This window comes from Xanthomonas arboricola pv. juglandis (assembly GCF_905367715.1).
Taxonomy (GTDB): domain Bacteria; phylum Pseudomonadota; class Gammaproteobacteria; order Xanthomonadales; family Xanthomonadaceae; genus Xanthomonas; species Xanthomonas arboricola.
In genome coordinates, this window is sequence record NZ_HG999362.1 from 3,910,780 (window position 1) to 3,937,751 (window position 26,972).

Annotated in this window: 19 protein-coding genes; 11 read left to right on the plus strand and 8 right to left on the minus strand. The window is 66.3% G+C overall.

Annotation, left to right across the window (positions count from 1 at the left end):
- Window positions 1-33 precede the first annotated feature (33 nt).
- Entirely contained in the window at window positions 34-1,974 is a 1,941-nt protein-coding gene (locus KHN93_RS16880) for a prolyl oligopeptidase family serine peptidase (RefSeq protein ID WP_212579672.1), read from the plus strand.
- Between the two features lie 9 nt (window positions 1,975-1,983).
- Here KHN93_RS16880 and KHN93_RS16885 read toward each other — a convergent pair whose 3' ends face one another.
- Both KHN93_RS16885 and ggt read right to left on the minus strand, forming a co-directional pair.
- Window positions 1,984-3,822 carry a methyl-accepting chemotaxis protein gene (locus KHN93_RS16885; protein WP_211920869.1) on the minus strand — a complete coding sequence of 613 codons (1,839 nt, stop codon included), beginning with the start codon at window positions 3,820-3,822 and terminating at the stop codon, window positions 1,984-1,986.
- Window positions 3,823-3,901: 79 nt separating this feature from the next.
- Window positions 3,902-5,611 carry a gamma-glutamyltransferase gene (gene ggt, locus KHN93_RS16890; RefSeq protein ID WP_211920871.1) on the minus strand — a complete coding sequence of 570 codons (1,710 nt, stop codon included), beginning with the start codon at window positions 5,609-5,611 and terminating at the stop codon, window positions 3,902-3,904.
- Between the two features lie 641 nt (window positions 5,612-6,252).
- Between ggt and ilvC the strand changes: the two genes are divergently transcribed.
- The 5 genes from ilvC to KHN93_RS16915 all read left to right on the plus strand — a co-directional run bounded on the left by ilvC (window position 6,253) and on the right by KHN93_RS16915 (window position 12,012).
- Window positions 6,253-7,254 (plus strand): ketol-acid reductoisomerase, encoded by a 1,002-nt coding sequence (gene ilvC, locus KHN93_RS16895; RefSeq protein ID WP_039519112.1) that lies wholly within the window; start codon window positions 6,253-6,255, stop codon window positions 7,252-7,254.
- A gap of 42 nt (window positions 7,255-7,296) precedes the next feature.
- On the plus strand, window positions 7,297-9,018 hold the full coding sequence (ilvG, locus tag KHN93_RS16900; protein WP_016902671.1) for an acetolactate synthase 2 catalytic subunit: 1,722 nt from the start codon (window positions 7,297-7,299) through the stop codon (window positions 9,016-9,018).
- Entirely contained in the window at window positions 9,002-9,259 is a 258-nt protein-coding gene (locus KHN93_RS16905; protein ID WP_047127199.1) for an ACT domain-containing protein, read from the plus strand. The genes ilvG and KHN93_RS16905 overlap by 17 nt, the downstream gene beginning before the upstream one ends.
- 123 nt (window positions 9,260-9,382) lie before the next feature.
- A complete protein-coding gene (locus tag KHN93_RS16910; RefSeq protein WP_016902669.1) occupies window positions 9,383-10,453 on the plus strand; it encodes a threonine dehydratase in 1,071 nt (356 codons plus the stop codon).
- Complete coding sequence (locus KHN93_RS16915) at window positions 10,450-12,012, plus strand: 2-isopropylmalate synthase (protein WP_024940104.1); 1,563 nt, start codon at window positions 10,450-10,452, stop codon at window positions 12,010-12,012. The genes KHN93_RS16910 and KHN93_RS16915 overlap by 4 nt, the downstream gene beginning before the upstream one ends.
- 850 nt (window positions 12,013-12,862) lie before the next feature.
- Here the strand turns inward: KHN93_RS16915 and leuB are convergent.
- The 4 genes from leuB to leuC form a co-directional block, all read right to left on the minus strand.
- A complete protein-coding gene (gene leuB, locus KHN93_RS16920) occupies window positions 12,863-13,936 on the minus strand; it encodes a 3-isopropylmalate dehydrogenase (protein ID WP_104560005.1) in 1,074 nt (357 codons plus the stop codon).
- Between the two features lie 37 nt (window positions 13,937-13,973).
- A complete protein-coding gene (locus KHN93_RS16925; RefSeq protein WP_104560173.1) occupies window positions 13,974-14,723 on the minus strand; it encodes a class I SAM-dependent methyltransferase in 750 nt (249 codons plus the stop codon).
- Window positions 14,724-14,752: 29 nt separating this feature from the next.
- Entirely contained in the window at window positions 14,753-15,400 is a 648-nt protein-coding gene (leuD, locus tag KHN93_RS16930; RefSeq protein WP_047129280.1) for a 3-isopropylmalate dehydratase small subunit, read from the minus strand.
- Window positions 15,401-15,471: 71 nt separating this feature from the next.
- Window positions 15,472-16,911, minus strand: a complete 1,440-nt coding sequence (gene leuC / locus KHN93_RS16935; RefSeq protein ID WP_102251313.1) for a 3-isopropylmalate dehydratase large subunit — start codon at window positions 16,909-16,911, stop codon at window positions 15,472-15,474.
- 120 nt (window positions 16,912-17,031) lie between these two features.
- Between leuC and KHN93_RS16940 the strand changes: the two genes are divergently transcribed.
- Window positions 17,032-17,916: a LysR family transcriptional regulator gene (locus KHN93_RS16940; protein WP_039525576.1), complete on the plus strand. Its 885-nt coding sequence runs from the start codon at window positions 17,032-17,034 to the stop codon at window positions 17,914-17,916.
- Between the two features lie 36 nt (window positions 17,917-17,952).
- Here KHN93_RS16940 and KHN93_RS16945 read toward each other — a convergent pair whose 3' ends face one another.
- Complete coding sequence (locus KHN93_RS16945; protein ID WP_425512707.1) at window positions 17,953-21,000, minus strand: diguanylate cyclase; 3,048 nt, start codon at window positions 20,998-21,000, stop codon at window positions 17,953-17,955.
- Window positions 21,001-21,232: 232 nt separating this feature from the next.
- On the opposite strand from KHN93_RS16945, the gene KHN93_RS16950 reads away from it, so the two are divergent.
- The 3 genes from KHN93_RS16950 (at window position 21,233) to KHN93_RS16960 (ending at window position 24,074) form a co-directional block, all read left to right on the plus strand.
- Window positions 21,233-21,886 (plus strand): TetR/AcrR family transcriptional regulator, encoded by a 654-nt coding sequence (locus KHN93_RS16950; protein ID WP_039525571.1) that lies wholly within the window; start codon window positions 21,233-21,235, stop codon window positions 21,884-21,886.
- Between the two features lie 128 nt (window positions 21,887-22,014).
- Window positions 22,015-22,671: a protein-L-isoaspartate O-methyltransferase family protein gene (locus KHN93_RS16955; RefSeq protein WP_024938983.1), complete on the plus strand. Its 657-nt coding sequence runs from the start codon at window positions 22,015-22,017 to the stop codon at window positions 22,669-22,671.
- 20 nt (window positions 22,672-22,691) lie between these two features.
- The gene (locus KHN93_RS16960) at window positions 22,692-24,074 is read left to right on the plus strand and encodes a TolC family outer membrane protein (RefSeq protein ID WP_104560007.1); all 1,383 of its coding nucleotides are present in this window, start codon (window positions 22,692-22,694) and stop codon (window positions 24,072-24,074) included.
- A gap of 584 nt (window positions 24,075-24,658) precedes the next feature.
- Here KHN93_RS16960 and waaA read toward each other — a convergent pair.
- Window positions 24,659-25,975, minus strand: coding sequence for a lipid IV(A) 3-deoxy-D-manno-octulosonic acid transferase (gene waaA, locus KHN93_RS16965; RefSeq protein WP_104560174.1), 1,317 nt, complete (start codon window positions 25,973-25,975; stop codon window positions 24,659-24,661).
- Between the two features lie 76 nt (window positions 25,976-26,051).
- Here waaA and KHN93_RS16970 point away from each other — a divergent pair, with 76 nt between their 5' ends.
- Window positions 26,052-26,972 (plus strand): LpxL/LpxP family Kdo(2)-lipid IV(A) lauroyl/palmitoleoyl acyltransferase, encoded by a 921-nt coding sequence (locus KHN93_RS16970; RefSeq protein WP_102585242.1) that lies wholly within the window; start codon window positions 26,052-26,054, stop codon window positions 26,970-26,972.

Here is a 26,972-nt window from a genome sequence, read left to right on the forward strand (position 1 = left end):
ATGCAGGGGATGCACGGGTTTGGCTGGGCAGCAATGCTGCTGATGGGGTTGTTTGCAGGGACCGCGCAGGCCGCCTCCCCGCCGCCTGTCGAGGCGTTCGTCGAATCCGGTCCGATCTCCTCGCCGGCGATGTCACCCGATGGAAAGCATTTGGCGGTCAGCGCGGATCTGGGCGATGGCAACTACGCGCTGGTGGTCTACCGCATCGCCGGCATGCAATCCACCACCATGCTGCGCTTGCCGCGCTATGAATTGCCGGTGCGCATTGCCTGGGTCAGCGACCGCCGGCTGGTGATCGGCAAGGGGCGCAAACTCGGCTCGCTGGAAGAGCCCATGCCGATGGGCGAGATCATTGCCACCGACCTGGATGGTAGCAATCAGCGCTATGTGTATGGCTACCTGCAAAGCACCCGCAATGCCGGTCTGGAGCGCGGATTCGGCTATATCGAGGGCCTGCCGAGTCGCCGCAACGGGCACTTCTACATGCGGCGTCTGTCGTTGGACTCACGCCACTCGATGCTCTACGACGTCGACGCCAACACCACCACCCATCGGCTGATGGCCGACATCGACGTCCCCGATCTGCGGTTCGTGCTCGACCACGATGGCGTGGCGCACTACGCGTACGGCACCGACGACAACGATAACCCGTTGCTGTTCCGCCGCTCGGGCAATGGCTGGTCGCCAATGACCCAGGTCCAGGCCAGCTGGCGACCAATCGCATTCGCGCGGCAGCCGGGCCGCCTCTATGGCTGGTACAGCGACGCGGGTGGCCCTGCAGTCCTGGTGGCCACCGATCCCGATGGCCAGCAGCGCAGCGTGCTTGCGTCGGACCCGTTCTACAGCGTGGATGACCTGCAGTGGGGTTCGGCGCCGCAAACGCCGTTTGCTGCACGGCTGGGGCCAGGGCGGCCGACACTGCGCTATTTCGAGCAGGACACCGCCGAAGCGCAACTGCACCGGAGCCTGAGCCAGACCCTGGCCGGCCAGTACGTGGACTTCATCAATTTCACCGAGGACGGCAATGGCCTGCTGCTGAGGGCCTACAGCGACCGCGATGCCGGAGCCTGGTACATCTTCGACCGGCCGAGCAATACGCTCAAACTCGTCATCAAGGCACGCAATGCATTGCAGGCGGCGCAGATGAGCGAGCGGCGCATGGTGACCTTTCAAGCCAGCGACGGCTTGACCCTGGACGGCGTGCTCACCGTTCCCGGCAACGCCGCAAACGGGGTGCGCATGCCGATGATCCTGCTGCCGCACGGCGGCCCGCACGCAGATGGCGATGGCTGGGCCTTCGATACCGACGCCCAGTTCCTGGCCAGCCGCGGGTATCTGGTGCTGCAGGTCAACTACCGCGGCGGCCTGGGTCGTGGCAACCGGTTCGAGCGCGCCGGATATCGCCAGTGGGGCGAACGCATCCAGGACGATCTGATCGACGGCGTACGCTGGGCGGTGGGCCAGGGACTGGCCGATCAGACGCGCATCTGCAGCTATGGCGCCAGTTTCGGCGCGTATGCCGCCATGATGGTGCAGGTCAAGGCGCCGGAGTTGTTCCGCTGCGCGGTCGGTGTGGCCGGCATCTATGATCTGCAGATGATGTACAGCAAGGGCGACATCAATCGCAGCGAGTACGGCCTGAATTATCTGGAGCGCGCCATTGGCCGTGATGCCGCCGAACTGGCCGCACACTCCCCGGTGATGTTGGCCGAGCGCATCAAGGTGCCGGTGCTGCTCGTGCACGGTGAAGAGGACGAACGCGCCCCGTTTGCACAGGCCAAGAGCCTGCGCGCGGCATTGACACGCAGCGGCAACGCGCCGCAGTGGATGGCCGTTCCCAAGGAAGGCCACGGCTTCTACAAGGAGGCCAACCAGGTCACCTTCTATCGCACCCTCGAACGCTTTCTTGCCGAGCAGTTGGGTGGCAACACCGCGGCAACGACGCCCGGTACCGTATCTGCCGCGCCGCAATAACCACGCAAGCTAGTCCAGCGTGTAGCCCACCCGCAAACCGCCCCAGTGCTTGCGGCCCACAAAGATCGGGGCCGACAGGTCGAACATGATCTGGCCGGTGTCGCGGCGGTAGACCTGCAGGCGATACGGGTCGGTGTGCGCGCCCACGCTGCGGCCGACGCGGTCGGTGAACTTGCGCTTGGTGCGGTTGCCGAGCAGATCGCGCTTGGGATCGCCGGTCAGCGGCTGGGTGAAGCGCAGGTTGTGCGTGGGCACGTAGCCGTCGGGATTGGCGCAGATGGCGAACACGATCCACGGATGTGCATCCAGCAGTGGCTCCTGCAGGGCGGGTAACACCTCGTCGCAAAGTACATCGAAGTCGGTGCTGAACTTGGCCGGCTCCACGCCGGCAATCGGCGTGTAGGTGCGGGCGAACAGCGCCGCTTCGTCGATCTGGCCGCGTGCGATGGCCTGCGCCAGGGCAGTGCCGATACGAGCGGCGGTCGCCACGGTGAGTTCCTTGACGCGCGCGTGCCGGGGCACTGTCAGCGGGTCGGCCGGCAGACGGAACAGGCCCACGCAGTCGCGCAGCGTTTCGGTGCCGCGCTCCAGCGCCTCGCTGCGTTCGGCCACATGCGCGGCGTGCTGCAGGTTGCTGCGCCCCAGCGCCACCACGCCATCGACGGCGCTTTCGATGCCGCGAATCTCGCCGTCCTGCGCCTGGATCCGCCCGGCCACCGTGGTCATCGCGCTGCTGGCCTGGCCGAGCACGCGGGTGATGCCGTCGAGTACCGCTTCGGTGCCGCGCGCCGAGGCTGCGCCCTCGCCCACCGCGGCGCTGGTTTCGGCCAGGATCGCGCGCACGTCGCGCGCTGCCGCTGCCGCGCGTTCGGCCAGGCGGCGGATCTCGGTGGCGACCACCGCAAACCCGCGCCCGGCATCGCCGGCATGCGCAGCTTCGATGCTGGCGTTGATCGACAGGATATTGGTCTGGAACGCCACCGAGTCGATGACTTCGATGACCTCGCCGGCACGCGCGGCGCGGCGTTCCACTTCGTGCATGGCCTGGCCCAGCGCATGTGCGGCGGCAACGCCCTGACGTGCGCTACCGTCGGCACTGGCGGCCAGCGCGATCACCTGTGCCAGATCGGCATTGACGTCGTGCAGGCTCGAAGCAAGCCGCTCCACCGCCGTGCGGGCGCCATCCAGCGCTTCGGTCTGCGCCTGCGACTGACGCACCATCTCGTCGTTCTCGGCCACCAGCGGCGGCACTTCGGCGGCGATCTGCACCGACAACGCCACGGCCTGGCGGATCGCCTCGGCCAGGTTGCCGAAGCCGGCCTGCAGCCGGCGCCCCATGTCGGTCTCTGCCAGACCGGGCGGCAGCAGCAGTTCCAGCTCGCAGCCGGCCAGCGCCTGGGCGGTGCGCTCCAGCACGGTGCGGTCTTCGTGCTCGGCCTGCAGGCGCGCCACCAGCGGCTGCAGCAGCGGCGAGATCGGTACCGGCCGGCTGTCTTCGGCCAGGCGGGTGGCTTCGCGCAGCAGGATCGCGGTTTCCACATGCGGCAGCGACAGCATCCAACCACCGTGCTCGCGGTCGCGCACATAGCGCACGCGCCGGGCCGGGTCGTCGCCGGGGGCCGCCCAGACGCCGTCTTCGCCGACCAGATCGGCTGCGCCCAATCCCCACAACACCGACGCCGGCGCGCCCTGCAGCTCGCCGGCGGTCTTGCCCAGGACGTCCAGGCCGGCGCGATTGCAGGCCACCACGCAGGCCTCGGCCGATAGCCGCAACAGCGCGACCGGTGCATCGGGGAGCAGCGCCGCATGCGTTTGCGACGGCGGATCGGGCTGTTGCATCGAGCTCATGGGCATTCCTAATCCATCATGATCATTAGCGGCGCGCTGCGGCTGCAATTGAGCGGCGCCCCGCACCGCAGGCGCTTGCTCAGTAGCCGGCGGCCTGCCCGTCCTTGCGGCTTTCCGAAGCGCCGTAGTACACGCCGCTGGCCGGGTCGCGCGCGATCGCCTGGTATCCGCCATACGGGCCATCGGCAAAGATCACCCGGTGGCCTTTGCGCATCAGTGCGCGAATGGTGTCGTAGGAGAAGCCGGTTTCCAGGTTGACCTCGCCGCCGTCGCTCATCGCGGTGGCCTGGCCGGTCGGCTCGGTGGAGCCTTCATGCTGGATGCGCGGCGCGTCGCCGGCTTCCTGCAGATTCATATGGAAGTCCACCAGGTTCATCACGATCTGCACGTGCCCCTGCGGCTGCATCGCCCCGCCCATCACCCCGAAGCTCAGCCACGGCTTGCCGTCCTTGGTGACGAAGGCGGGAATGATGGTCTGGAACGGCCGCTTGCCCGGCGCGTAGCCATTGGGGTGATCCTTTTTCAGCACGAACATCTCGCCGCGGTCCTGCAGGATGAAGCCCAGCCCGGGCGGGGCCATGCCGCTGCCCATGCCGCGGTAATTGGACTGGATCAACGACACCATCATGCCGTCGGCATCGGCGACGGTCATGTAGATGGTGTCGCCTTCTTCCAGCTGCTTTGGCGTGCCCGGCTGTACTTCCTTGAGCGCCTTGTCCATGGAGATCAGCGCGCGACGCTGCGCGGCGTAGTCCTTGGAAATCAGCCTGGCCAGCGGCGCCGGCTGGAAGGCGGGGTCGGCATAGAAGCGCGCGCGGTCGGCGAAGGCCAGCTTCTTGGCTTCGGTGAACAGGTGCACATGCTCGGCCGAGCCGTACGGAATCTTGGAGAAATCGTAGCCCTCCAGGATATTGAGCATCTGCAGCGCGGCGATGCCCTGGCTGTTGGGCGGCAACTCCCAGACGTCATAACCACGGTAGTTGGTGGACACCGGCTCCACCCACTCGCCGGTGTGGCTGGCCAGATCCTCGTAACTCAGGTAGCCGCCATTGGCCTTGAAATAGGCACCGATGGTGCGGGCGATGTCGCCCTTGTAGAACGCATCGCGGCCACCGTCGGCAATCTGCTGCAAGGTGTTGGCCAGGTTCGGGTTCTTCCACAGCTCGCCCTTGCGCGGGGCATGGCCGTCGATGGTGAACTGCTCCTTGAAGCCGGGGTACTGCGACAGGCGCGGCACCGAGCGGTCCCAGTAATAGGCGATGGTCTCGGCCACCGGATGGCCCTCGCGGGCGTAGCGGATCGCCGGGGCCAGGTTCTGCGCCATCGGCTTGCGCCCGAAGCGCTCGTGCAGCGCGAACCAGCCATCCACCGCGCCCGGCACCGAGACCGGCAACGGGCCGGTCGGCGGTATGTCCTTCAGCCCACGTCGCTGGAACTCGGCCAGCGTCAGCGATCTGGGCGAGCGGCCCGAGCCGTTGTAGCCGTAGAGCTTGCTGGTCTTGGGGTCCCAGACGATCGCAAACAGATCCCCGCCGACGCCGTTGCCGGTGGGCTCCATCAGGCCCAGCGCGACATTGGCAGCAATCGCCGCGTCCACCGCCGAGCCGCCGTCCTTCATCACATCCAGCGCGATCTGGGTGGCCAACGGCTGCGAGGTCGCCGCCATCGCATGCGGGGCGATGACTTCCGAGCGGGTGGCGAACGGCTGCCCGGTGATCCGGTCGGCAGCACTGAGGGGCGGCGCGAGCAGCGCCAAGGCAGACATCAACAACACAGGTACGCGACGCATGACAGAAGATCCCCGGACACCACAGGTGAGTGGCCAACCATACCAGCGGGTCGGGCCGCCTCGCTCGGCAAGCGCTGCCTGCCAGCACAAATGCCGCGCATTTAGTGACTCGCATCGCCCGTTACCGCCTTGCAGCGATGCGGTTTCAACAGCAACCATGCTGCTGCCACGCGGTTTTTTGCGACACAACGCCGATTGATGCGGCCGTTTCATGCGCAAGGGTTGACACCCCACCTGCAGCGATGGTTATCTCAGTCACATGCCGCACCGCCACACCACCTCGAACGCCCCAGTGTCCGCGCCCATCGGCGCGTCGGCAGCGTCGCTTCTCGTGCTCGTACTTATTACCTCGCCAACCGGTGCGGGACGGGACTTCGTGTAGGCAACAGACACACAAGGCTTCGATCAGACCCCGCACCGGCAACGGCGCGGGGTTTCGCGTTTCAGGGACCACCAAAAGTTTCGAATGACATGAACGACATCACCGACATCGCCACCAGCTGCCCTACCCGCGCCGACCACTGCGTTGGTGCAGTGCCTGCATGGCCGGTGCCGTCGTCCATCCCCGCCTTAATCGGCCGGCCAGCCCTGACGCTGCCCGCTGATCCTTTTCCCACTGCCAACCCCGCAAGGACTACTCCATGAGCAACGACACCCAACCGAAAATCGCGATCATCGGCTACGGCAGCCAGGGCCGCGCGCATGCGCTGAACCTGCGCGATTCCGGCTTCGACGTCACCGTCGGCCTGCGTGCCGGTGGCCCGACCGAATCCAAGGCCCAGGCCGACGGCTTCACCGTGGTGGCGCCGGCCGAGGCGGTCAAGAGTGCCGACCTGGTTGCGATCCTGACCCCGGACATGGTGCAGAAGAAGCTCTACGAAGAGGTCATCGCCCCGAACATGAAGCAAGGCGCCTGCCTGCTGTTCGCGCATGGCTTGAACGTGCATTTCGACATGATCACCCCGCGCGCCGATCTGGACGTGGTGCTGGTCGCGCCGAAGGGCCCGGGCGCGCTGGTGCGTCGCGAATATGAGATCGGCCGCGGCGTGCCGTGCATCTATGCGGTCTACCAGGACACCAGCGGCAAGGCCGAGCAGTTCGCGCTGACCTATGCCGGCGGCCTGGGCGGCGCGCGCGCCAACATCATCAAGACCACTTTCAAAGAAGAGACCGAAACCGATCTGTTCGGCGAGCAGGCCGTGCTGTGCGGCGGCGCCTCGTCGCTGGTGCAGGCCGGGTTCGAAGTGCTGGTGGAAGCCGGCTACCAGCCGGAGATCGCGTACTACGAAGTGCTGCACGAACTGAAGTTGATCGTGGACCTGTTTTACGAAGGCGGCATCACCCGCATGCTGGAATTCGTGTCCGAAACGGCGCAATACGGCGACTATGTCAGCGGCCCGCGCGTGATCGACGCCAGCACCAAGGCACGCATGAAGGACGTGCTGACCGATATCCAGAACGGCACCTTCACCAAGAATTGGGTGGCCGAATACGAAGCCGGCCTGCCGAACTACAACAAGTTCAAGCAGGCCGATCTGGAGCACCCGATCGAGGAAGTGGGCAAGAAGCTGCGCGCCAAGATGGTGTGGCTCAACGGTCAGCAGCAGGCCGCCGCCGCACCTGCGAATCAACAAGCGGCGTAATGCCGCCGCACCCCCACCGCTAACACCGAAGGTCCGCAACGCATGAACACCTCCGCACACAGCACGCCCCGCAACGGCGCGCGCTGGCTGACGCAGGCCCTGGAAGCCGAAGGCGTGGAAACGCTGTTCGGTTATCCGGGCGGCACCATCATGCCGTTCTACGACGCCCTGGTGGATTCCAGGCTCAAGCACATCCTGGTCCGTCACGAACAGGGCGCCGCCCTCGCCGCCAACGGCTACGCCCGTGCCAGCGGCCGGGTCGGCGTGTGCGTGGCCACCTCCGGCCCGGGCGCGTCCAATCTGGTCACCGGCATCGCCGATGCGATGCTCGATTCGGTTCCGATGGTGTGCCTGACCGGCCAGGTCGCCACGCCCCTGCTGGGCACCGATGCGTTCCAGGAACTGGACGTGTTCGGCATGACCATGCCGATCGTCAAGCACAGCTTTCTGGTGCGGCGTGTGGAGGATCTTCCGGAGATGGTGCGCGAAGCGTTCCGCATCGCACGCGAGGGACGCCCCGGGCCGGTGCTGATCGACCTGCCCAAGGACGTGCAGATCGCCGATGCCTCGCATCTGCCCGATCATGTGCCGGCGGCAGTGTTGCCACCTCCGGCCCCGGAAGATGCCAAATTGGCCGAAGCGCTGGCTGCCATCGCCAGCGCCGAACGCCCGGTGGTCTACGGCGGTGGCGGCATTGCCCTGGCCGGTGCGGTGGAGGCGTTTCGGCGCTTTGTCGAAGCCACCGGCATTCCCACCGCGCTGACCTTGCGCGGCCTGGGCGCGTTGCCGCATGCGCATCCGGATTATCTGGGCATGCTGGGCATGCACGGCACCCGTGCGGCCAATATGGCGATCCAGGAATGCGATCTGTTGGTGGTGGTCGGTGCGCGCTTTGACGACCGTGCCACCGGCAAGCTGAGCGAATTCGCACCATTCGCGCGCGTCATCCATCTGGATGCCGATGCGTATGAAATCTCCAAGCTGCGCACGGCCGACATCGCTGTGCCCGGCGATGTGGCGGTCAGCCTGAAGGCATTGAGCGCAGCACGTGGCAATTGCCAGGCATGGCGCACGCGCTGCTTTGCCAACCGCGAAAAATTCGGCGCGCGTTACGACGCGCCCGGCACCGATATCTACGCGCCGGCGCTGCTCAAACGCCTGAGCGAAGTGGCCCCGGCCGACACCATCATCGCCTGCGACGTGGGTCAGCATCAGATGTGGGTGGCCCAGCATTGCCGGTTCAACGATCCGCGCAATCACCTCACCAGCGGGGCGCTCGGCACGATGGGCTTCGGCCTGCCGGCGGCGATGGGCGCGCAGTTCGCCTGCCCCGACCGCACCGTGGTGCTGGTCTCCGGCGACGGAAGTTTCATGATGAACGTGCAGGAGCTGGTGACGATCGCGCGCTGCAAGCTGCCGGTGAAGATCGTGCTGCTGGACAACAGCTCGCTGGGCATGGTGCGGCAGTGGCAGGAACTGTTCTTTGCCGAGCGTTACAGCGAAATCGATCTGTCCGACAACCCGGATTTTGCCGCCCTGGCACAGGTCTTCGGCATCCCGGCCAAGCGCATCATCGCGCGCGGCGATGTCGATGCTGCACTGGCCGAACTGCTGGCGCAACCCGGCCCCGGCCTGCTGCATGTGGCCATCGACGCGCGTGCCAACGTGTGGCCGCTGGTGCCGCCCAACAACGCCAACAGCACCATGCTGGACAGCAATCCCGCACACGCGGCCAAGGAGACATCACATGCGTTACCGGCTTGATCTGGTGCTGAAGCCGGCCGAAGGCGCATTGGTGCGCGTGCTCGGCATGACCGAGCGACGCGGCTTCCGCCCCTGCGCCATCCAGGGCGCCAGCGCCCCGGACGATGCCGGCCGCTGGCATCTGCAACTGGACGTGGACAGCACCCGCCCGCCGGAGACGCTGCGCCTGCAGCTGGAGAAGGTGTACGACTGCGAGTCGGTGGTGATCACCGTGCTGGACTCGGTCGAGGTCGCGGCGTGAACGCCCGGACCTCGCGCGAGCATGAAACCGCTGTCCGGAGGTGTCTTCTCCCGGATCGGCCGTGCGCGTGCCGCAATGCCTGATTCCGGCCGCCCCTCCCCGCAGGAGCCAGACGTAGGCGACGTGGCGGTCAGCGTGGCCGACGTCCTGGCCGCGCAGGCCCGCCTGCGCAAGTATCTGTCGCCCACGCCGCTGCATTACGCCGAGCGCTTCGGTGTGTGGTTGAAGCTGGAAAATCTGCAGCGCACCGGCTCGTACAAGGTACGCGGTGCATTGAACGCCTTGCTGGCGGGGCTGGAACGCGGCGACGAGCGCCCGGTGATCTGCGCCTCGGCCGGCAATCATGCGCAAGGTGTGGCGTGGTCGGCGTACCGGCTGGGCGTGCAGGCCATCACGGTGATGCCCTACGGCGCGCCGCAGACCAAGATCGCCGGCGTCGCGCACTGGGGCGCCACCGTCCGCCAGCATGGCAACAGCTACGACGAGGCGTTTGCGTTCGCGCGCGAGCTGGCCGACCAGAACGGCTACCGTTTTCTGTCCGCCTTCGACGACCCGGATGTGATCGCCGGGCAAGGCACGGTCGGCATCGAGCTGGCCGCGCATGCGCCGGACGTGGTGATCGTGCCGATCGGCGGCGGCGGGCTGGCCTCCGGGGTGGCGCTGGCGCTGAAATCGCAAGGCGTGCGCATCGTCGGCGCGCAGGTGGAAGGCGTCGATTCGATGGCCCGCGCCGTGCGCGGCGATCTGCGCGAAATCACTCCCGTCCCCACGCTGGCCGACGGCGTGAAGGTCAAGATTCCCGGCTTTCTGACCCGCCGCCTGTGCTCGAGCCTGCTCGACGATGTGGTGATCGTGCGCGAGGCCGAATTACGCGAGACGCTGGTGCGCCTGGCCCTGGAAGAACACGTCATCGCCGAGGGCGCTGGCGCGCTGGCCTTGGCCGCCGGCCGCCGCGTTTCGGGGAAACGCAAGTGTGCGGTGGTCTCTGGCGGTAATATCGACGCAACTGTTCTGGCCACACTCTTGTCCGAGGTGCGGCCGCGGCCGCCACGCAAGCCGCGTCGTCGCAATACCGAGCGACTTCGCAACGAACGCAGCGCCAAGTCACTTCCCGAAACACCCGTTCTTTCCCGCCCATCCGCAGTCGCTTCAACGCCTGTCACCGCCATCGCCGTAGAGGAGTCTTCCTGGTGAACACGACCGTATCCAACCAGACCCCGCGTATCCGAATTTTCGACACCACCCTGCGCGACGGCGAGCAATCCCCCGGCTGCAGCATGACGCCCCAGCAAAAGCTGGTGATGGCGCGCGCGCTGGACGAACTCGGCGTGGACATCATCGAAACCGGTTTCCCGGCCAGTTCGCATTCCGACCGCGAGGCCGTCGCGATGATCGGCCGCGAGCTGCGTCGCCCCACGCTGGCGGTGCTGTCACGCTGCCTGCAGGCCGACATCGAAACCTCCGCACGTGCACTGGAGGCGGCCGCCAATCCGCGCCTGCATGTCTTCCTGTCCACCAGCCCGCTGCACCGCGAGCACAAGCTGCGCATGAGCCGCGAGCAGGTGCTGGAGTCGGTGCACAAGCATGTGACGCTGGCGCGCGGCTATATCGACGACATCGAGTTCTCCGCCGAAGACGCCACCCGCACCGAAGAGGATTTCCTGGCCGAGGTGGCGCGCGTGGCGATCGCCGCCGGTGCCACCACGATCAATCTGCCGGACACGGTGGGCTTTACCACGCCGGAAGAGATCCGCGGCATGTTCTCGCGCCTGATCGCCAGCGTGGAAGGTGCCGATACCGTGATCTTCAGCGCGCACTGCCATAACGATCTGGGCCTGGCGGTGGCCAACTCGCTGGCGGCGATCGAAGGCGGCGCACGGCAGGTCGAGTGCACCATCAACGGCATCGGTGAGCGCGCCGGCAACTGCGCGCTGGAAGAAATCACCATGGCACTGAAGGTGCGCGGTGCGTTCTACAACATCGATACCGACATCAACACCCCACGCATCGTCTCCACCTCGCAGTTGCTGCAGCGCCTGGTCGGCATGCCGGTGCAGCGCAACAAGGCGGTAGTCGGCGGCAATGCGTTCGCACACGAGTCGGGCATTCACCAGCACGGCATGCTGCGCCATCGCGGCACCTACGAAATCATGCGTCCGGAAGACGTGGGCTGGGAGTCCTCGCAGATGGTGCTGGGCCGCCACAGCGGCCGCGCGGCGGTGGAACAGCGCCTGCGTGCCTTGGGGTACCTGCTGGAGGAAGAAGAGGTCAAGCTGGTCTTCGAGCAGTTCAAGGCGTTGTGCGAAAAGCAGCGCGTGGTCACCGACGCGGACCTGCAGGCCTTGATGCAGGACGCCACCGTGCAGGAAGGCTATCGCCTGGCATCGATGACCATCAGCGATGTCGGCAGCCGTGCCAATGCGCTGGTGGAACTCTCCGACCCGGAAGGCAATCGCGTGGCCGAAACCGCGCAGGGCAATGGTCCGGTGGATGCGCTCTTCGGCGCGCTGGCGTCGGCCACCGGTGTGAAGCTGGAGCTGGACAGCTACCAGGTGCATAGCGTGGGCATCGGCGCAGATGCACGCGGCGAAGCCAGCCTGAGCGTGCGCCACGACGGCGTGGAGTACGAAGGCACCGGCACCAGCAAGGACATCATCGAAGCCAGCGCCCTGGCGTGGCTGGATGTGGCCAACCGCCTGCTGCGTCAGCGCGAGCGCGGCGTGGTCGCCGGCAAGACGGCTGCGGTGGCGTAACACCGCTCATTCGCTGGACGATGCAAACCTGACGGCCGGCAGCGTGATCTGCTGGCCGTTTTGGTTTTGGTGTCCCAACTTTCTTGCAAGTGCGTCGGGTTGCTGCGGGCGCCTGTGCGCCTACCGACACTGGATGCGGCGCCGCGCCACCAGTCTTGGGGGCGGCATCTGCGGGTTCTGTACGAATGCGTCGGATTGCTGCAAACGCTTGCACGCGTACCGACACAGAACAGCCTCGCACACGAGGTCTGCCGGCTGTGTACGAATGCTTCGGTTTGCTGCGGCTGCTTGCACGCGTGCCGGTGTGGGACACGCCGCAAGTACGTCCATGTAGGCTCTGGCGCGGCATACATGCCGCTCAAGGTCCCACACCGGCACCCGCGCAAGCACCACCAGTTGCTATCGGTTGCGGAAAGAAATGCAGAGGGCATGCTGGGCTGCAGGTCCTTCGTAGCGTCCATCCTGGCGACGTGAGCGGATAGATGGCTTGCCGATTACATCGGTCAGGAAGTCCGCAGGCATCAACACGTGCTTGAAGCATTGCTTGCCGATCAGCAATAGCAATGGTGGAAGCGTGGTGTCGCTTCCGGGGGCGGGACCGTGTGGCGGCATGGATGCCGCCACCGAGCCTCCAGGGATGGATTCACGGCGTGTCCCGACACCGGATGCGGCGCCGCGCTGCCGACCGACCCTGCATGCCGACCAGTCCTGCGCACGACAGCCGCCGATTTCATGCCAGCGCCTCGGTCGAATGATGTGATCACGAATCGGTCAACCAAACGAAAGTGGCTATCGTCAGAAGAACGATAGCCACCAGGACAGCCACTACGCCTCGGGGAAGCGGGCGCTGTTACAGCGCGGCCACCACTGCATCACCCATTGCCACCGTGCCAACCTTGGTCGTGCCTTCCGACCAGATGTCGGCGGTGCGCAGGCCTTGGTCGAGCACCTTGCCGACCGCTTGCTCGATCGCATCAGCGGCAGCGGATTGCGCAAACGTATAGCGCAACATCATTGCCACCGACAGGATGGTGGCCAGCGGATTGGCGATGCCCTTGCCTGCGATGTCCGGCGCCGAGCCATGACACGGTTCATACATGCCCTTGCTGTTGGCATCCAGCGAGGCCGAAGGCAGCATGCCGATCGAGCCGGTGAGCATCGACGCCTGATCGGACAGGATGTCGCCGAACATGTTGTCGGTCACGATCACGTCGAACTGCTTGGGCGCACGCACCAACTGCATCGCCGCGTTGTCCACGTACATGTGCGACAGCGCGATGTCCGGATAGTCCTTGGCCACTTCTTCGACGACGGCACGCCACAGCTGGCTCGATGCCAACACATTGGCCTTGTCCACCGAACACAGCTTCTTGCCGCGCAAACGTGCCATCTCGAAACCGGCCTTGGCGATGCGGCGGATCTCGCTTTCGCTGTATGGCAGCGTGTCGTAGGCCTGACGCTCGCCGTTTTCCAGTGTGCGCGTGCCCCGCGGCTGACCGAAATAAATACCGCCGGTGAGCTCGCGCAGGATCAGCAGATCCAGCCCGGATACTACCTCCGGCTTGAGCGTGGAGGCCTCGGCCAGCTGCGGATACAGCAGTGCCGGACGCAGGTTGGCGAACAACCCAAGCTGCGAGCGGATCTTGAGCAGGCCCCGCTCCGGGCGCAGCGATGGGTCGATGGTGTCCCATTGCGGCCCACCGACCGCGCCCAGCAGCACCGCGTCGGCCGCGCGTGCGCGGTCCAGCGTTTCGTCGGCCAGCGGGCTGCCGTACTTGTCGTAGGCCGCGCCACCGAGTTCGTCGTACACCAGGGTGAAACCCAGGCCATGCTGCGCATCGATGCGCGTCAGCACCTTGACCGCTTCGGCCATGATCTCCGGGCCAATGCCGTCGCCAGGAAGAATCAGAATCTGCTTGCTCATGCAATCCTCATAAGTTGGCGCCGTAGCGCCCTGAAAATCAACGTGCCGCCCATACCACCAGCACATCCGTGCTGAAGGAACCATCGGCCGCAATCTGAAAGTATTCGCGCACTTCGTCTACCGCCGCGCCCTGCAATGCGCGAATGGCCGCGCGCAACACCTCAGGCGTGCGCATGCGGTCCACCCAGCTCAGATAGTCCAGCTGCAACCGTTGGCAATGATGCCGCTGCACCTGCAAGCCGGCATCGCCCAGCGTCTGCAACCACTGCGCAACACTATAGTCACGCACATGGCTGGTATCGCGCAGCAACTCGATCGCCTGCAGGCGCGTATCCAGCAGCGGCAGGCCAGGTGCCACCACATCGACAAAGGCCGCAATTCCGTCTGGACGCAGCACGCGCCGCACTTCGCGCAGCGCCTGTCCCAGATCGCTCCAATGGTGCGCCGAGTAGCGGCTGACCACTGCATCCATGCTGCCAGTCTCGAACGGCAGGCACTCGGCGGCACCTTGCACCGTGCGCACTTGGGTCAGCCCACGCTCTGCGGCAGTGGCCGCCACGACCTCGAGCATGTCGGCAGACAGATCGTAGGCCACCACCTCGGCCATCAGCGGAGCCAGCTGGAAACTCACATGCCCGGCACCGCAGCCCAGGTCGAGCAATCGCCCGTTGCAATGACCCTGCAGACCAGCGCGGAGCTCGGCGAACTCGGCGCCTTGCGCATGCACGTCGCTGTGCAGATAAGCCTGCGCCTGCGGGCCGAACTGCGCAGCGACATGCTCGCTCAGCGCACCGGCGTCAGCGTTGGCAGCCGCGCTCACTGCAGCGCGCCGAACAGCCACGGTTGACGCGCGCGATGACCCTGCTCGAAGCGGCCGATCGCATCGGCGTCCTGCAGGGTCAGGCCGATGTCGTCCAGGCCATTGAGCAGGCAGTGCTTGCGGAATGCATCGATGTCGAAGCTGTATTCCACGCCATCGGGGCGGCGCACGCGCTGTGCGGCCAGATCCACGGTGAGTTGGTAACCCTCGGTGGCCAGGCATTGCTCGAACAGGGCGTCCACTTCCGCTTCGGCCAGCACGATCGGCAGCAGGCCGTTCTTGAAGCTGTTGTTGAAGAAGATGTCGGCAAAGCTGGGCGCGATCACGGTGCGGAAGCCGTATTCGTCCAGCGCCCACGGCGCGTGCTCACGCGAGGAACCGCAGCCGAAGTTCTCGCGCGCCAGCAACACGCTGGCGCCCTGATAGCGCGGGAAGTTGAGCACGAACTCCGGATTGAGCGGGCGCTGGCTGTTGTCGCGGCCGGGCTCGCCGATATCCAGATACCGCCATTCGTCGAACAGGTTCGGTCCGAAGCCGGTGCGCTTGATCGACTTGAGGAATTGCTTGGGAATGATCTGGTCGGTATCGACATTGGCGCGATCCAGCGGCGCCACCAGTCCGGTGTGTTGGGTGAAAGGGGTCATTGGGATGCCGGGAATGGGGAGTGGAGAATGGGGAATTGGCAGAGCGGAGACGGGACGGACGTTGCGATTCTCTATTCCCGATTCTCGATTCCCTGCAACGCACGCACATCAACAAAATGCCCGCTGACCGCCGCCGCTGCGGCCATTGCCGGGCTGACTAGATGGGTGCGCCCGCCGGCGCCCTGGCGGCCTTCGAAGTTGCGGTTGGAGGTAGAGGCGCAATGTTCGCCACTGCCCAGCTTGTCCGGGTTCATCGCCAGACACATCGAGCAACCCGGCTCGCGCCATTCGAAGCCGGCGTCTAGAAACACCTTGTCCAGGCCTTCGGCCTCGGCCTGCGCTTTCACCAGACCGGAGCCCGGCACTACCAGCGCCTGCTTGATGGTGGAGGCGACCTTGCGGCCCTTTGCAACCGCAGCGGCCGCGCGCAGATCTTCGATGCGCGAGTTGGTGCACGAGCCGATGAACACGCGGTCCAGGCGGATCTCGGTGATCGGCTGGTTTGCGCGCAAGCCCATGTACTTCAGCGCGCGCTCGATCGAGTCGCGCCGGGTCGGATCCTGTTCGGTTGCCGGGTCGGGCACCTGCTGATCCACCGCCAGCACCATCTCCGGCGAAGTGCCCCAGCTGACCTGCGGCTTGATGTCTTCGGCGCGCAGTTCCACCACGGTGTCGAAGTGCGCGTCGGCATCGGAGACCAGCGTGCGCCACAACGCGACCGCCGCCTCCCAGTCGGCGCCCTTGGGCGCAAATGGGCGACCTTGCACGTAGGCAATGGTCTTTTCGTCCACCGCCACCATGCCCACGCGCGCACCGGCTTCGATGGACATGTTGCAGATGGTCATGCGGCCTTCCATCGACAGCGCGCGGATCGCGCTGCCCGCAAATTCCAGTGCATGGCCGTTGCCGCCGGCGGTGCCGATCCTGCCGATCACCGCCAGCACGATGTCCTTGGCGGTCACGCCGAACGGCAGCGTGCCTTCCACGCGCACCTGCATGTTCTTCATCTTCTTGGCGATCAGGCATTGCGTGGCCAGCACATGCTCGACCTCGGAGGTGCCGATGCCGTGCGCCAGCGCGCCGAACGCGCCATGGGTGGAGGTATGCGAATCGCCGCAGACCACGGTCATGCCCGGCAAGGTGGCGCCCTGCTCCGGGCCGACCACATGCACGATGCCCTGGCGCGCATCGTTCATCTTGAACTCAAGGATGCCGAAGTCGTCGCAGTTCTCATCCAGCGTCTGCACCTGCAGCCGCGAGACTTCGTCGGAGATCGACTCCAGCCCGCCCTGGCGCTCGGCACGCGTGGTCGGCACGTTGTGGTCGGGCGTGGCGATGTTGGCGTCGATGCGCCACGGCTTGCGCCCGGCCAGGCGCAGGCCTTCGAACGCTTGCGGCGAGGTCACTTCATGCAGGATGTGGCGGTCGATGTAGATCAGCGACGAGCCATCGTCGCGACGCGTGACCTCGTGCAGGTCCCACAGCTTGTCGTACAGCGTCTTGGCAGTCATTGCGGCGATCCGGTTGGCGGATGGTGGGAGCACCCACCTGGCTGCGTTCGATGCTAGGAGCTTGCCTTGGATAACGCAAATTCATATTGTTTATTCAACAAATGAAATTTGGGAATGGCAATGGACCTGGCAAGCCTCAGCGCCTTCGTGGCGATCGCCGAGAGCGGCAGCTTTTCAGCAGCCGGCGAGGCCTTGCATCTCACCCAGCCGGCGGTGAGCAAACGGATCGCCTTGCTGGAAGCGCAACTGTCGGCGCGGCTGTTCGACCGCCTTGGCCGCCAGGTGGTGCTGACCGAGGCCGGCCAGGCCTTGCTGCCGCGCGCGCAACGCATCCTGGCCGAGCTGCAGGACACCCGCCGCGTGCTGGAGCATCTTGGCGCGGCAGTCGGCGGGCGCCTGAGCCTGGCCACCAGCCATCATGTCGGCCTGCACCGCCTGCCTGCCCTGCTGCGCGGCTTCGCTGCGCAACACCCGCAGGCCGCGCTGGACATCCAGTTTCTGGATTCGGAGCTGGCCTATGCCGCGGTGCTGCGCGGCGAGGTGGAGCTGGCGGTCACCACGCTGGCACCGGATACGCGTGCGCCGCTGCGCGCGCAACCGATCTGGCATGACCGCCTGCAGTTCGTGGTGGCACCGGATCACCCGCTGGCCGCATTGCGCGCGGTGTCGCTGGAAGATGTGGTGGCGCATCCGGCGGTGCTGCCCGACCCGGGCACCTTCACCCATCGCATCGTCGCCGGCCTGTTCGCCGAGCGCGCCCTGGTGCCTAGCCTGCGCATGACCACCAACTATCTGGAGACGATCAAGATGCTGGTGTCGGTGGGCCTTGCGTGGAGCGTGTTGCCGGAGCGCATGATCGATCATCAGATCGTGGCGCTGCCGCTGCCGGATGTGGCGCTGTCGCGCGAGCTGGGCTGCGTGACCCATGGCGGGCGCACCCTGTCGCGTGCCGCGCAGGCATTTGTCGCGTTGTTGCATGCGCAGGCGGACCAGCTGCAGACGTGAGCGCAGCAGTCCAGCGCAGCCGGCAACGCAGCAGCCTTATTGATCCACCAACCGATCGCGCCCCAGCCGCTTGGCCTGGTACAGACGGCGGTCTGCCAGTGCCAGCAATTCGCGCCGGCTCGGTGCCTCATCGCTCATCGCCATGCCCATGCTGGCGGTGCAGCGCACCGTGGTGCCCTGCGTCTGGACAGCGATCGCGGCGAGCCGCTGGCGCATGCGTTCGAACAGCGCGCGCGCCTGTGCCGCGTCCACACCCACTGCCGCGAGCAGAAACTCTTCGCCACCGTGGCGCGCGGCAAAGCACTGCGCCCGATCCTGTTCACTGAGTGCTTCGCCGATCGCGGACAGCACCGCGTCACCGACCTCGTGGCCGTATTCGTCGTTGATGTGCTTGAAGTGGTCGATATCCATCAGCACCAACGCCAACGGGGCGCCACCGGCGTGCGCATCGTCGAACCATTGCTGCAGAACCCGCTCGGCCTCGCGCCGATTCGGCAGGGCAGTCAGCACGTCGTGGCTGGCGCGGTATTCGAGCTGGCGCATCAGCGCTTCGCGCTCCTGGCTGGCCTGCTGCAGCGCGAGGTTCTTGTCGCTCAGCTCGCGTGTGCGTGCGTCGATCACCGTATTGAGCTGGCGCTGCCGGCGGCGATAACTGGCGGTACGCCACAGATAAAACCCGTAGATCAGGCTGCCCAGCCCGAGGATGCCCAGGGCGATCACTTCGCCACGCCGCCACCACGGCGGCGCCAGCGCGATCACCAGGCTGGATTCGCCCAACAGCGCGGTCTGTCGCCAGTCCACCGGCAGCGACATCGCCTGGACACGGAAGCGGAAACGGCCCGGCGGCAGATTGGTGTAGACCGCCTCGCTGGTGCTGTCGGCGTCCACCCAGTCCGGGTCGAAGCCCTCCAGCCGGTAGCGGTAGCGCACCTTGTCCGGGCCACGGAAATTCAACCCGGCATAGCCGATGGCGATGCGCCGGGTCTCCGCACCGAAGCGATGCAGGCCATTGAGCGGCTGCACCATGCCGTCGACCAGCAGGCGCTCGAACACGATCGGCACGCGATGGCCTTGCAAGGTGCCCACGCGCGCCGGATCGATCACGCCCAGGCCTGCAGCGGTGGGGAACAGCAGCTGCCCGGACTGCGTCATCCAACCGGCAGGCGCGCTGCTGCCGTTGCCCTGATTGCCGGGCATGCCGTCGCTGCGATCCACCACCTCAACGCTCAACTGCTCGCGCGTGCCGGCATCGAGCTGGTCGAAGTCGCTGCGCGCGATGCGGAACACGCCATGGTTGCTCGACAACCAGAAGTAACCGCGGCCGTCATCGATCACCCGGAACACCTTGTCGCGCGGCAGCCCGACCCGATGGTCGTAGACGCGGAAGGTCTCACCACTCAGGCGCAGCAGACCGCGATCGCTGGCGATCCACAGGTCGCCCTTGGCATCGCGCAGGAAATCGAAGGCGTTCTGCCCGGGAAAATCCTGCTCGCCCAGCCATGCGCGCGTGCTGCCGTTTGCCGACAGCGCGGTCATGCCGCGATCGGTGCCGATCCACACAGTGCCCAGCGTGTCGCGATACAGCACCTGCACCGAGCCATCGGGCACGCCATCGGCGGCGGTGTAGCGGCGTGCCTTGCCATCGCGCCAGCGCACCAGCCCGGCCGTGGTGCCGATCCATAGCGTCTGGCCATCCGGCAACACCGCGCGCACCGACAGCGACGGCAGGCCGTCGGCCGCACCGATGCGCGCCAGCACGCGACCTTGCGCATCCAGCCGCACCACGCCCTGGCTGTAGGTGCCGGCCCAGACGCCGCCATCGCCGGCGTCGGCCAGGGCCAGCACCGACTGCTCCAGCACGCGTCCGCCCTGGTTCGGCACCACCGACACGCGGCTGATCCGATTGTTGCTCCAACGGTCCAGGCCCACCGCGCTGCCCACCCACACGGTGCCGTCGCCGGTCTGCAGCACCGTGCGCACATAGTCCGAGGCCAGCCCGTCTTCGTGGGTGATGCCGTGCGCGGCGCCTTCGGCAATGCGGAACAGGCCGTGCGTGCTGCCGACCCAGATCAGGCCCTCGGCGTCTTCCAGCAGCGCCGGGCTGGCGACTCCGGAAATGGCGATCTGTTCGTCCGGCGCATCCGCGCCGCTGTGGACCACCAGCGTGCCTGAGGGCAAGCTCATCCACAGATGCCCGCGCCGATCCAGCAGCAATGCATCCACCCGCTGGCCCTGGCGGAACCGCTGCAGGCCGCCGCCGCGGCTCCACCACCACACGCCGTCATCGCCAGCAACCAGCAGGCCGCCCTGACGATCGCCGGCCAGCCGCCGCACCGGTGCGGCGCGCATCCCATGCGCCTTGCCCCAGGCCTCGGCCGCACTGCCACCGCGGGGCAGACGATAGAGCCCGACTTCGGTACCCACCCACAAAGCGCCGTCGCCCTCGGCCGCCAGCGCGGTGATGCGCGCGCGCGGCAGGCCGGCCTGGCGACCGACGTCCACCACCCGCCCGTCCGGCTCGATGCGGTACAGCGTCTGCGGCGTGCCGACCCACAGCGCGCCATCGGCGCGTCGCAGCAGTGCACTGACTGCCAGGTGCCGCGCCGAAGCGTCGCCCAGTTGCTGCCAGTGGCCGTCCTGGTAGTGGTAGACCCCGTCGAATGCAGTGCCGAACAACATCCCACCGGTGCTGTCCCGTACCACCACGAACACGCCCCCCAGCTCGACGCCCGGTGTGTTCTGGCGGTCATACACGGTGAAGTCGCGGCCGTTGAAGCGCGCCACGCCTTCCCAGGTACCCAGCCAGATCAGGCCATCGGCGCCCTGCGCCACCGCATGCACCAGATTGTGTGGCAGGCCGTCGTCCATGCTCCAGCGCGTGACGGTGTGATACGCGGTATGGGTCGGCGGCTGGGCGCCGGCCGGCCACACGCCGAGCAGGATGCAGGCCAGCAACGCCCATCGCCACAGCAGCCCGGTCCGCCGCACGCATGTGCTGCGGACGCAGCCTGTATGCGCATGCGCCCCGACCCTGTCCACGCTCTCCCATCCCCTCGTTGTGCTGGCAAAAGGGGCTGCCGACATGCGCCGACAGACCGTTAGTCAATCTATCACCGGGGGTTTTTCAGCGCGCTAGGTGGATTCCCCACAAGGATGGGACGCACCATGACACCGGGAGGCATTCAGTTGAAACAATTACCGGCCATAACCAAGCTGGTGCGCAGCTAACGCGGTGGCGCGACCGTTCCTGAGCGCTTCAAAGGGTTTGGCGGGCGGCGAGTATAAATATAGAACCCGATGGTCTAGTATTGACACCATGTCCAGCTCGCCCCCCCTCAAGTCCAAGGCCAAGAGCAACGGCCCCGGACGGCCCAAGGATCTTGGGAAACGCGCCGCCATCCTGGGCGCTGCCCGCACCATGTTCATGGAGCAGGGGTATGCCGGTGTCAGCATGGATGGCATCGCCGCGCAGGCGGGCGTGTCAAAGCTCACGGTCTACAGTCATTTTGGCGACAAGGAGAGCCTGTTTTCCGAGGCGATCCGTGCGCAATGCCAGCACATGATGCCGGACGACCTGTTCGACCACGCCCCCAAGGGTGCACTGCGCGATCAGCTGATCGAAATCGCCGACGCCTTCTTCGCCATGGTCAGCACCGACTCGGCCATTGCCACCCACCGCATGATGATGGCGCCCGGCACCGGCGACGTACATGTGCGCGAGATGTTCTGGGACGCCGGCCCCAAGCGAACCCAGCAGGCGCTGGCGGATTTCCTGTCCGCGCGCGTGGCCGATGGCCAGCTGAAGATCGACGACGTGGCGCGTGCGGCCTCGCAGTTCTTCTGCCTGCTCAAGGGCGAGCTGTATGCGCTGATGATGTGCGGCCTGCATGGCCAGCCCACCCGCGCGCAGGTGGACGAGCACCTGCAGGCCAGCGTGGATTTTTTCCTGAGGGCGTATGCGCCGCGCTGACCGCCCCCGGCCTTTGGTGGCGATGACTTCCGGCACTGCGCCGTTTGGCGGCGCGCAGCGATGCTAGATGCGCCAGTTGCCCCGTGCACCGGTAAAATGCCTGCCCCACCGCGTTGGATAACCGCACCATGACGATCGATTTCTCCCAGGCCCGCGAAAAGATGGTCGAACAGCAGATCCGGCCGTGGGACGTGCTGGACCTGCGCGTGCTCGAGGTGCTGGCGCGCCTGCCGCGCGAAGCCTTCGTGCCCGAGGCCTACAAGACCCTGGCCTATGTCGATGTGGAAATCCCGCTGTCGGCCGGCCACAAGATGATGAAGCCGGTAGTGGAAGGCCGCATGTTGCAGGCGCTGGATCTGCAGCCGGGCGAAGACGTGCTGGAAATCGGCACCGGCAGCGGGTTTTCCACTGCCTGCCTGGCCGCGCTGGCCCGCGAAGTGCTGAGCCTGGAGATCGACCCGGCACTGGCCGCCGCTGCACGCGCCAATCTGGATAGCAGCGGCCTGGGCAGCAACGTGCGGATCGAGACCGCCGACGTGTTCGGCTGGCAGAGCGAGCGTCGCTTCGATGCCATCTGCGTGACCGGCGCGGTCGAGTCGCTGCCGACGCAGTGGCTGCAGTGGCTGCGCCCGAACGGCCGGCTGTTCGTGGTGCGCGGTCACGATCCGGTGATGGAAGCGGTCCTGGTCCGTGGCGACGTCAACGCGCCGCGCATCGAATCGTTGTTCGAAACCGACCTCGCCTATCTCCAGGGCGCCGCACCGACGCCCCGATTCCAATTCTGATTCCCAAGGAAGCTTCCCCGATGATCCGCCGATCCCTCGTCCTGGCGCTGGCCGCCGCCCTGTCTCCGATGGCTGCGAACGCCACCGATCTGCTGCAGGTCTACGAAATGGCCCGCAACGGCGATCCGCAGCTGGCAGTGGCCGAGTCCACCCGCCTGGTCAACCGGGAAGGTCAGGTGCAGGCGCGTGCGGCGCTGTTGCCGCAGCTGGATGGCACCGCCGGGTACACCCAGTCGCACCGCGAGCTGGAAGGCGTGGATGGCCGTTCGACCACCAAGCAACGTCAGTACGCGATCCAGGGCAACCAGACCATCTTCAACTGGGCGCAGTTCGCCAATCTGCGTGCACAGCGCGAAGTGGCCAAGGCGGCGGACTTCACGCTGGAATCGGCCAACAACGACCTGATCACCCGCACCTCGGCGGCGTATTTCCAGGTACTGGTCGGCATCGAATCGCTGGCGGCGGCAGAGACCAACGAAGCGGCTGCCAAAAAGCAGTTCGACTACGCCGACAAGCGGCTGGAAGTGGGCCTGGCACCGATCACCGACGTGCACGAAGCCCGCGCTCAGTATGACCAGGCGCGCGCCGACACCATCAATGCCCGCAATACGCTCAAGGATTACTACCAGGCACTGACCGAGCTTACCGGCCAGCCCGTCGTCGGCTTGCGCGCGTTGCCGGAAGAATTCCGCCCGGAAGTACCTGCCGCCTACAGCAATGTTGACCAGTTGGTCTCCACTGCCATCGCCGATAACCCGGCGTTGAAGGCGCAGCAGTTGCAGGTCAGCGCTGCCGAGGCGCAGGTCAATGCCGCGCGTGCGGGCCACTACCCAACATTGAACCTTGGCGCCAACATCGGCCGCACCAACAGCTGGGGAGGCGCAGGCACCGTCGACCAGGCGGCCGGCAACTTCACCACCAGCGGCCGCGACATCGATACCGATTCGATCGGCATCACGCTGTCGATTCCGATCTTCGCCGGCGGCGCAACGCAGTCCGCAGTCCGTCAGGCGCTGTCGCAGCGCGATATCCAGCAGGACACCTACGAGCAGCAGAAGCGCGCGCTGGATCGCAACACGCGCAATGCCTACCAGACTGTGGTCGCCGGCATCAGCGAAGTGGAAGCACGCCGTTTGGCCGTGGTCTCCGCGCAGGCCGCATACGACGCCTCGCAGGTGGGTCTGGAAGTCGGTACGCGCACCGTGCTGGACGTGGTGCAGAACCAGCGCACCTTGTTCCAGGCGCAGTTGAACTATGCGCAGTCGCGCTACAACTTCCTGCAGAACCGTCTGCTGCTGGGCCAGGCGATCGGCAAGCTCGACATCACCGACCTGCAGGACGTGAATCGCCTGCTGTCGCAGGATGCCGAGTCCAAGCTGCAGGGCAGTGGCTCGCTGCAGTAATGCGGGCGGATAGGTAACTAAAAAGGCGGGCGCAGGCCCGCCTTTTTTATGTCCGATGCACGCGCGTACCTGGCTGCGTGCGATACCTGCGATGACTGCGATGACTGCGGCATTAGCAGCTGATCTGCGACTTGGCTGCAGGGCCCTTGCCCGCCCACCATCGCGGGACACGCTGCAAGTACGTCCCTGTAAGCTCTTACGCGGCCTCCATGCCGCGTCAGGTCCCGCGACAGTGAACGGCAAGGACCAGTCGAGATGGTCGGTGTGCAAGTTTGCAAGCAATTTCAACAAAACAACCGGCGAACTCTCTGCTGCAGTGTCCTCGCCGGTTGCGGGACCGTGTGGCGGCATGGATGCCGCCACCGAGCCTCCACGGCGGGATTCACGGCATGTCCCGCGAGCGGCGAGGACACCGCACGCTCGACCAATGCGGCTTGAGACTCTCCAGATGACGCCCAAAGCGGCTGATCACACGACTGCGCGATCGCCACGTCCTGTTGGCACTCCAAGCTCGTTGGATGACGCGCATTAGCGTGACTGCGGCAGGATCACTGCAACGCTGCAGTGCAGGCGCAGTGACATCCTCAGGACGCCGCGCCCTCGCTCACCACCGGTGGCAGGTCCGGCGCGATCTGCACCAGCGTCCGCGCCACCGCGCCCTTGCCATTGGCGACCAAGGCCAGCCCTGCTGCGGCCATCGCCTCCCGCTGGGCAGGGTCTCCGAGCAGGCGTGCAAGATCGTGGTAGACGCTGTCGGCATCGTCGCAGATGGCCACCGCATCGGCCTCGCGCATGCGCCGCGAAATCTCCGAGAAATTGTGCAGATGCGGGCCGGTGACTGCCGGCGTGCCGACTGCTGCGGGTTCGAGCAGATTGTGCCCGCCGATCGGTTGCAGGCTGCCGCCGACGAAGGCGACCTGCGCGCAGGCGTAGAAGCTCATCAGCTCGCCCAGGGTATCGATGACAAACACCTTGTCGCGCGCCTGCGGCCATTGCTGGCTCTTGCGCGTGGACACGGCCCAGCCACGCTCGCGCGCCACGGCCTCGACCTTGGGAAAGCGCTCTGGGTGGCGCGGTGCCCATAACATCAGCAGATCAGGAAACTGCAGCAGCAGGCGCGCATGGATGTCGGCCACGGCCGCTTCCTCGCCTTCGTGCGTGCTGGCGGCAATCCACACCGGCCGCGTTGCCGGCACATGCGTATGGAACTGCGCGACCAGCGCCTGCAACTGCGCTGGCGCGGCGATATCGAATTTGAGATTGCCCAGCGCGATCACCTGGTCGGGCCGCGCACCCAGCGTGATGAAACGTTCGGCATCGTCGTACGACTGCGCCGCCACGCAGGTGACGCTGCGCAGCGCGCGGCTGATCAACGGCGCCAGCAGGCGATAGCCACGCAGCGAGCGCGCCGACAGCCGCGCATTGAGGATGTACACTGGAATCCTGCGGTCGCGGCAGCCGAACAACATGTTAGGCCACAGCTCGGTTTCCAGGATCAACGCCAGCCGCGGCCGGAAATGCTCCAGGAACCGGCCGACGCTGCCGGGTACGTCGTAGGGCAGATACACGTGGTCCACCGCATCGCCCCAGACCGCGCGCACGCGCTCGGAGCCGGTGGGGGTGATGGTGGTGATAACCCAGCGGATATCCGGACGCTGCGCGCGCAAGGCGTTGACCAGCGGCGCGGCGGCATTGACCTCGCCCACCGACACCGCATGCACCCATACGCGCGGGCGACCGCAGGCATGCGTGTAGGAGGCATAGCGCTCGTTCCAGCGGTTGAAGTATTCGCGCACGCGAAAACCGCGCCACACCAGGTGGTACACCGTCACCGGCAGCAACAGGTACAACAGCGCCGAATACAGTCCGCGCAACAGCCATTCGATCGGGTCTTTCCGCATCGGTGCAGGATACGGGAGCGTTGCGGCGTGCGCATGTGCACGCTGCCGCGCGCGCATGATCCCTTAGAATTGGCGCATGTCCGAACCCGCCAACGTCGCTGTCCGCCCTTCCCTGCGCAACCCCAGGCACTGGCCGATGTATCTGGCCCTTGCCGTCATGGTGATCGCCGGGCGCCTGCCCTGGACGCTGCAGCGTGCGCTCGGCCGTGGCGTGGGCTGGATCGCGATGCGCCTGGCCGGCACGCGTCGGCGCGCTGCCGAGGTCAACCTCACGCTATGTTTTCCCGAACAGGACGATGCCTGGCGGGCGCGGCTGTTGCGCGACAGTTTCGATGCGCTGGGCGTGGGCCTGTTCGAATTCGCGCGTGCCTGGTGGGGCAGCATCGATGCCATCCGTCCGGGTGTGCAGGTCGAAGGGCTGGAACATCTGCAGCGTCTGCAGGAACAAAAGCGCGGCGTGTTGCTGGTGTCCGGCCACTTCATGACGCTGGAGATGTGCGGGCGGCTGCTATGCGATTACGTGCCGCTGGCCGGCATGTACCGCAGGCATCGCAATCCGGTGTTCGAGTGGGCGGTCAAGCGCGGGCGGCTGCGCTATGCCACGCACATGTTTGCCAACGAGGATCTGCGCGCCACCATCAAGCACCTCAAGCGCGGCGGTTTCCTGTGGTACGCGCCGGATCAGGACATGCGCGGCAAGGACACCGTGTTCGTGCCGTTTTTCGGGCATCCGGCTTCCACCATCACCGCCACCCACCAGTTGGCGCGGCTGACCGGCTGCGCGGTGGTGCCGTACTTCCATCGGCGCGAAGGTGGCCGCTACATCCTCAAGATCGCACCGCCGCTGGCAGACATCCCTTCCGACGATGTGATCGCCGATACCGCGCAGGTCAATGCGGCGATTGAGGACATGGTGCGCGAGGCGCCGGACCAGTACCTGTGGATCCATCGGCGCTTCAAGCGCCAGCCGGGCGGGCGCAGCGAATTCTATCGCTGA